The organism is Mesorhizobium sp. M2A.F.Ca.ET.039.01.1.1 (assembly GCF_003998035.1).
Classification (GTDB): Bacteria; Pseudomonadota; Alphaproteobacteria; order Rhizobiales; family Rhizobiaceae; genus Mesorhizobium.
This window is the reverse complement of the sequence record NZ_RZRY01000413.1, coordinates 1-5,655: the sequence shown is the minus strand read 5'-3', so window position 1 is coordinate 5,655 and position 5,655 is coordinate 1. Positions and strand designations below refer to the sequence as shown.

4 protein-coding genes and 2 pseudogenes are annotated in these 5,655 nt (G+C 64.6%); 3 read left to right on the top strand and 3 right to left on the bottom strand.

Annotation, left to right across the window (positions count from 1 at the left end; all coding sequences use genetic code 11):
* A pseudogene (locus EOA24_RS25445) lies at positions 1-316 on the bottom strand (ABC transporter permease); the annotation flags it as partial.
* A 395-nt stretch (positions 317-711) separates the two neighbouring features.
* Between EOA24_RS25445 and EOA24_RS25440 the strand changes: the two are divergent.
* From EOA24_RS25440 to EOA24_RS25430, 3 genes are all read left to right on the top strand, one after another.
* Entirely contained in the window at positions 712-2,745 is a 2,034-nt protein-coding gene (locus EOA24_RS25440) for a nucleoside-diphosphate sugar epimerase/dehydratase (protein WP_126078434.1), read from the top strand.
* 66 nt (positions 2,746-2,811) lie between these two features.
* Entirely contained in the window at positions 2,812-3,744 is a 933-nt protein-coding gene (locus tag EOA24_RS25435) for a glycosyltransferase family 2 protein (RefSeq protein WP_281059897.1), read from the top strand.
* A gap of 3 nt (positions 3,745-3,747) precedes the next feature.
* Positions 3,748-4,284 (top strand): sugar transferase, encoded by a 537-nt coding sequence (locus EOA24_RS25430; protein ID WP_281059896.1) that lies wholly within the window; start codon positions 3,748-3,750, stop codon positions 4,282-4,284.
* 59 nt (positions 4,285-4,343) lie between these two features.
* Here EOA24_RS25430 and EOA24_RS25425 read toward each other — a convergent pair whose 3' ends face one another.
* Both EOA24_RS25425 and EOA24_RS25420 read right to left on the bottom strand, forming a co-directional pair.
* Entirely contained in the window at positions 4,344-5,273 is a 930-nt protein-coding gene (locus EOA24_RS25425) for an NAD-dependent epimerase/dehydratase family protein (RefSeq protein WP_126078432.1), read from the bottom strand.
* A pseudogene (locus EOA24_RS25420) lies at positions 5,270-5,655 on the bottom strand (O-antigen ligase family protein); the annotation flags it as partial. The gene EOA24_RS25425 and the pseudogene EOA24_RS25420, both read right to left, overlap by 4 nt.

Genomic DNA, 5,655 nt, shown 5'->3' with positions numbered 1-5,655 from the left:
GCGTCGTACCTTCGATGAAGCTCTCTTCGCGCTTGAAGAGTGGGACGCTCAGGGAGATGATCTCCATGAGGTAAAACCACACCATAAGGCCGATGGCGACGTAGGCGCCATAGCCTGCCGCATCCTTGCCAATCGGTTGAAACACGAAAACGAATGTTCCCGCGAAGGCAAGATAGTTGACGAGAAGCCAAAGTGGTCCGAGCGTGGTGCGCCGATGCTGGTCTCCGATATCCTCATGAGCCAGGGCAATCCATACCCTTCGCAGCTTCATGGTTCGGGAGATGTCGTCGAGGGCGCCATTCAGTACCGAGATCATAGTCGTGGTGTCACAGTTTTTGTTCCGGTGATTCGCCTCTCGCCCCGCACGCCCCCCTACACCTCTTTCATAGCTATTGCGACAAGCTTATGGCAGCGCGCTGCGGCTTAGTGAAGCCGGATCGTCATGCTATGATTTCCATTAGCAGAATCTGTTGGATGCTGCGGCAGTTTTCCTGAAGAATAACAGTCCAGTCTGAGTCGTTGCTGCTTTGAGACAAATCGTCAGCAAGATGATATCCGCCCAAAAAACCTCTGGCCCTCCCGCTCGCTCCGCGCTAAGGCGATAATTGGGCGACGGGGTTGGGGATTTGCAATCCAGAGTGGCGGCGGACGATGTTTTGTCCTGCGCGGTTCTGATAGAGTGTCCCTACGCCTGGAGTTCAGTACTACCCAATGACCGCCTATGTAGAAGCCGTATCGGGCATTCGACCGAAGATGCGGCGCGCCATCATCATGGTTCAGGACCTCGTCATGGTTCTGGTCTCGGTGGCGCTCAGCCTCACGCTTTCTCAGTCGAGGCTTTCCTTCGATGCCTTCTCCACCGGCGGGCTGGCCTGCTGGGCGGTCATCGTGCTCGTCGCCCATCTGCTGTTTCGCGCTAGCGGCCTCTACAGCACCGTCTGGCGCTTTGCCTCCACGCCCGATTTCTTCAACATCCTCAAGGGCTGCGGCAGCCTGACTATCGTCCTCTATCTGGCTGCGGTCGCCTTCCGCTCCTTTTTTCAGCCGGTCGCCGGCCTCAACGAGCGCCAGTTCATCGTCTTTTTCCTGGTCTCCTTCACCATCATTTCGGCGCCTAGACTTTACTATCGCTTTCTCCGCGACGGCGCCTCTTGGCGCATCTTGCGCCGCGCTGCCAGCGACCCTTCGATCAAGCAGGCGCTGTTCATCGGCCGGTTGAGCGAGGCCGACGTGATCGTCCGCTTTACGCGCACGTCCGTGCCGGCCGAATACGCCATCGCCGGCATCATGGCGACCGAGAGCGAGGCGCCGCTCGGCGCCCGGATCCAGGGCGTCCCGGTCGTGGCGCTTCGGCCGCGCCTGGTCGAGGTGCTGGAGGACTATGTCAAGGGCACGGAAAACCTCGATCTCCTGATTTTCGGCAATGGCGCCGAGCGCGACATCGAGGACTATGCCGAGCTGGTGCGCGTCGCCCGCCACAGCGGCATCGCCGTCGTCCAGTTCTCCGGCCTGTCGGAGCTGGGGCAGGGCGGCAGGCTGGTTCTCGACACCGTCGAGATGGAAACCATCATGCGCCGTTCGGCGGTTGCCACCGACACGACGCGCATCGGCGCCTTCGTCGCCGGCAAGCGGGTGATGGTCACCGGTGGCGCTGGCTCCATCGGCCGCGTGCTTGTCAAGCGCGCGCTGGAGCTGGGCGCCGAGTCGGTGCTGGTGGCCGACAATTCCGAATTCGGCATTTTCCAGCTCGATCAGCTGATGGACGAGAAGCACCGCGACCGGCTGACGAGCCGCATCGTCGACGTCACCGACCGGCCTCACATGATGCGTCTCGTCAGCGAGTTCAAACCCGCGATCCTCTTTCATGCCGCGGCGCTGAAGCACGTGCCGCTGCTGGAAGAGAACTGGGAAGCGGCGATCGAGACGAATGTCTTCGGCACGCTCGCCTGCGCCGAGATCGCCGCCGAATGCGGGGTGCCGCAATTCCTGCTGATCTCCAGCGACAAGGCCGTCGCCCCGACTTCGGTGCTCGGCGTCACCAAGCGGGCGGCAGAGCAGATCGTCTCCTCGCTGCATGAGGCCCATGCCGCGCCATCATCCTTGCATGCCGCCGCGGCGAACGGTCATGGGGCCGGCCTCTCAAGCGCGCATCGTTCCGGCACCAAGTTCATCGCCGTGCGCTTCGGCAATGTCTTCGGCTCCAATGGCTCGGTGGCGACCATCTTCCAGGCGCAGATCGAGGCCGGCGGCCCAGTCACCATCACCGACCGGCGCATGACCCGCTATTTCATGACCGTGGCCGAGGCGGTCGATCTGGTCATCATGTCGGCCGCGGATGCCGAGCAGCGTCAGGGCAAGGACGACTACGCCATCTACATGCTCGACATGGGCAAGCCAGTGCCGATCCTCGAAGTCGCCGAGACCATGATCCGCATGGCCGGCAAAAGCCCCTACACCGACATTCCGATCCGCTTCACCGGCATCAGGCCCGGCGAGAAGCTGCACGAGACGCTGCATGGCGAGAATGAAGAGGTCGTCAAGCTCGACATCGCCAAGATCTTCGGCCTCAGGAGCGACGTCGTGCAATGGTCCAGGATCGAGGCCGCGCTGCCGGCGCTGGTGGCCGCGATGCACGATCGCGACAAGGCCGCGGCGCTTGCCGTCTTGGGCGGCTTATACCAGGCCGAGGCAGACCTCGGCGCGCACGGCCAGGCTGTGCCGAAAACGGCCGCACAGATCGGTTAGAGCAGTGCCACCCGCCCGAAATCGGCCGTTGAAGCCCGTTCGAATGCGCCCGCGGGTTCAGACACCGTGACCGCGAAAGTTCGGCGCGTGGCCGTCCTCATGGGCACGAAGGATGGCGCGGCATTCATCGGCGAGCAATTGGAATCACTTTTCGCGCAGTCCTGGCCCGCGGTCGATCTGTGGGTTTCCGACGATGGCTCGACGGACGCCACGGTCGCAATCGTCGAGGCTTGGCGATCCCGCTGGAACAAGGGCTCCGTTACGTTGGTGGAAGGCCCGCGAAAGGGTTTCGCCGCCAATTTCCGCTCGATGATCATCGATCCCCGCATCGATGCCGATTACTATGCCTTTTGCGACCAGGACGACATCTGGGAGCCGGATCGGCTGGAGAGCGCCATCCGCTGGATGGAGGGAGAGAATAGCGACATGCCGCTCCTGTTCTGCTCGCGCACGGCGACCATTTCGGAGGCCGGCATCCCAGCAGGCTATTCGCCGCTGTTTCGCCGCCCGCCGTCTTTCCGCAACGCGCTGGTGCAAAGCATCGCCGGCGGCAACACCATGCTCTTCAACCGCAAGGCGCGCGACCTCCTGGCGAAAGCATCGGCAAGGACCGAATTCGTCAGCCATGACTGGTGGGCCTATCTCATCGTCACCGCCGCCGGCGGCAAGGTCCGCTACGAGCCGCGGCCGCTGGTCAGATACCGGCAGCACGCGGCGAACCTCGTCGGCGCCAATGTCTCGTGGAAGGCAAGGCTTTCACGGCTCGGACGGCTGTTTCAGGGCCAGTTCGCCACCTGGACCGACAGCAATCTCAGGGGCCTTGCCGTCAACCGCGACCTCATCGCGCCCGATCCCGCACTCTGCCTTCGCCTGTTCATCAGGGCGCGCAAGGGCAGCACCTTCAGGCGCTTCCGCCTGCTCGGCAAAAGCGGCGTCTACCGGCAGACATTGATGGGCACGCTCGGGCTTTACCTTGCTTTCCTTTCGCGCCGGATCTGAACCGTGACGGCAAAGCGGGTCCTTGATCTGGTTGTCGGGGCGGTGATGCTGGCGCTAACGTCGCCGATCGTGCTGGTCGCGATGCTGGCGATCCGGGCGACGTCGGCCGGCCCGGCCATCTTCTCGCAGACCCGCGTCGGCCGGGAAGGAACCCTCTTTTCCTGCCGCAAGCTGCGCACGATGCGTCGCGACACCCCCTCCTTGCCGACCCACCAGGCGCCGGCCAATTCGGTCACCGCGGTGGGCAAGGTGCTGCGCGCAACCAAGATCGACGAGTTGCCGCAGCTCTGGAACGTGCTCAAGGGCGAGATGAGCCTGGTGGGACCGCGTCCGTGCCTGCCGACGCAGACGGAACTGATCGAACGGCGCAAGCAACTGGGCGTGCTTGCCGCACTTCCGGGCATAACCGGGCTGGCGCAGATCAAGGGGATCGACATGTCGGATCCAAAACGCTGCGCCGAGACCGACGCGGCCTACGTCCAGGCTGCCACGATTCGCCTGGATATCAGGATATTGCTGGGCACGTTCTACCGCGCATAGAGCGTGACGCCGAAACGATGAAACGCTCCTGGTTTGGGCGGAAACCGCCTGCGCTGGAATTAACCGGCCTGCCGCGCCAGTTCCTCGAGCCGGCCGAGCGTGTCGGCTTCCGGCATCCAGCCTTCCGAGGCCAGCAGCGACGAATCGCAGACCTGCGTCGCCACCAAAGCCTGCCACGACGCTTGTCGGCCACTGAGCGTCGCCAGCAGCCGGAACGGCCAGGCCGGCATGGGCACCAGCCGGGCTGGCCGGCCGTATCCGCGCCGGAACGCGGTGATGATTTCGGCCATAGCGACGGGCGAGGCATCGCCCAGCACATAGGTGGGGCGCGGCGGCGTCGGACGGGCCAGGAGATGCGTCACGGCGCCAGCCACCGCGTCATGCGAGACCAGCGAACGAACCGCGGTCAAGGCGGCTGCGGGCAGCGGCAGGCCGGTGGCTGCGAGACGCATCAGCCCGCGCAGATTTCCCTTCATGCCTTCGCCATAGACCGGCGGCAGCCGCAGCGCCGTCGCGCCCGCATGTCCGGCGGTCGCAAAAGCCTCCAGCATTGCGATTTCGCCTTCGCGCTTGGAACGCCCATAGGCGCATCGCGGGGCAGGGGGCGTGGCCGCGTCGATCGTGCCGCTGAAATCGGCCGCCACGACGGCGCGGATCGAGGAGAGATAGATGAAGCGCCCTTCGGCGCGCTTGGCGGCCGCCTGGGCGAGCCGCCCGGTCAGTGTCGCGTTGACAGCCCGCAAGTCGGCCTCGCCGGCGCCGCGATCATTGTTGAGCGCCGCGCAGTGGACGACATGCGTCACGTCGCGCATCAACGCCAGATAGGCTTCCTGGGGCGCATCGGCGCCGGGCAGCGCGACGGCATCGTCCGCGCCTGCCAGCCGCTGCGGCAGGTGCGAAGCGGTCCGTATGTCGAATCCGGCTTGGCGCAACCGGCCGACGACCCGGCGCCCGATGAAGCCTGTCGCGCCGGTGACCAGGACCTTCATGGTTGCCGGCTGGCGCCCGGCGCCACCGCAGGCGCGTCTTTGCCGGTCGGCGCCACCGTCCGCCCGGACGCAAGGTAGGTTCCGGAAACCAGGAACACCATCAGCGTCGCGTCGAGAATGTCGTGGCCGACGAGGATGCCGGCCATTCCGCCGATGAGATAGGTGATGACCGCGACAAGGACCATCGTCGCGCCGAACCGCTCCACCGGATCGACGCTGAGGCGCAGCGTCCTTGCCGCGTTCCATGCGGCAACGATGAAAATCGAGGCTAGCGCCAGCCCCCCGAGCAGCCCGGCTTCGACCATCGCGGTCAGGAAGCCGTTGTGAAAATGGCTGAAGCCCGCGCTCAGACCGAACTGCTCATGAACACCCTGCTTCATCA

Excerpts from the sequence above, each read along its gene's own strand:
- EOA24_RS25440 (WP_126078434.1), top strand. The coding sequence starts at position 712 with ATGACCGCCTATGTAGAAGCCGTATCGGGCATTCGACCGAAGATGCGG.
- EOA24_RS25425 (WP_126078432.1), bottom strand. The coding sequence starts at position 5,273 with ATGAAGGTCCTGGTCACCGGCGCGACAGGCTTCATCGGGCGCCGGGTC.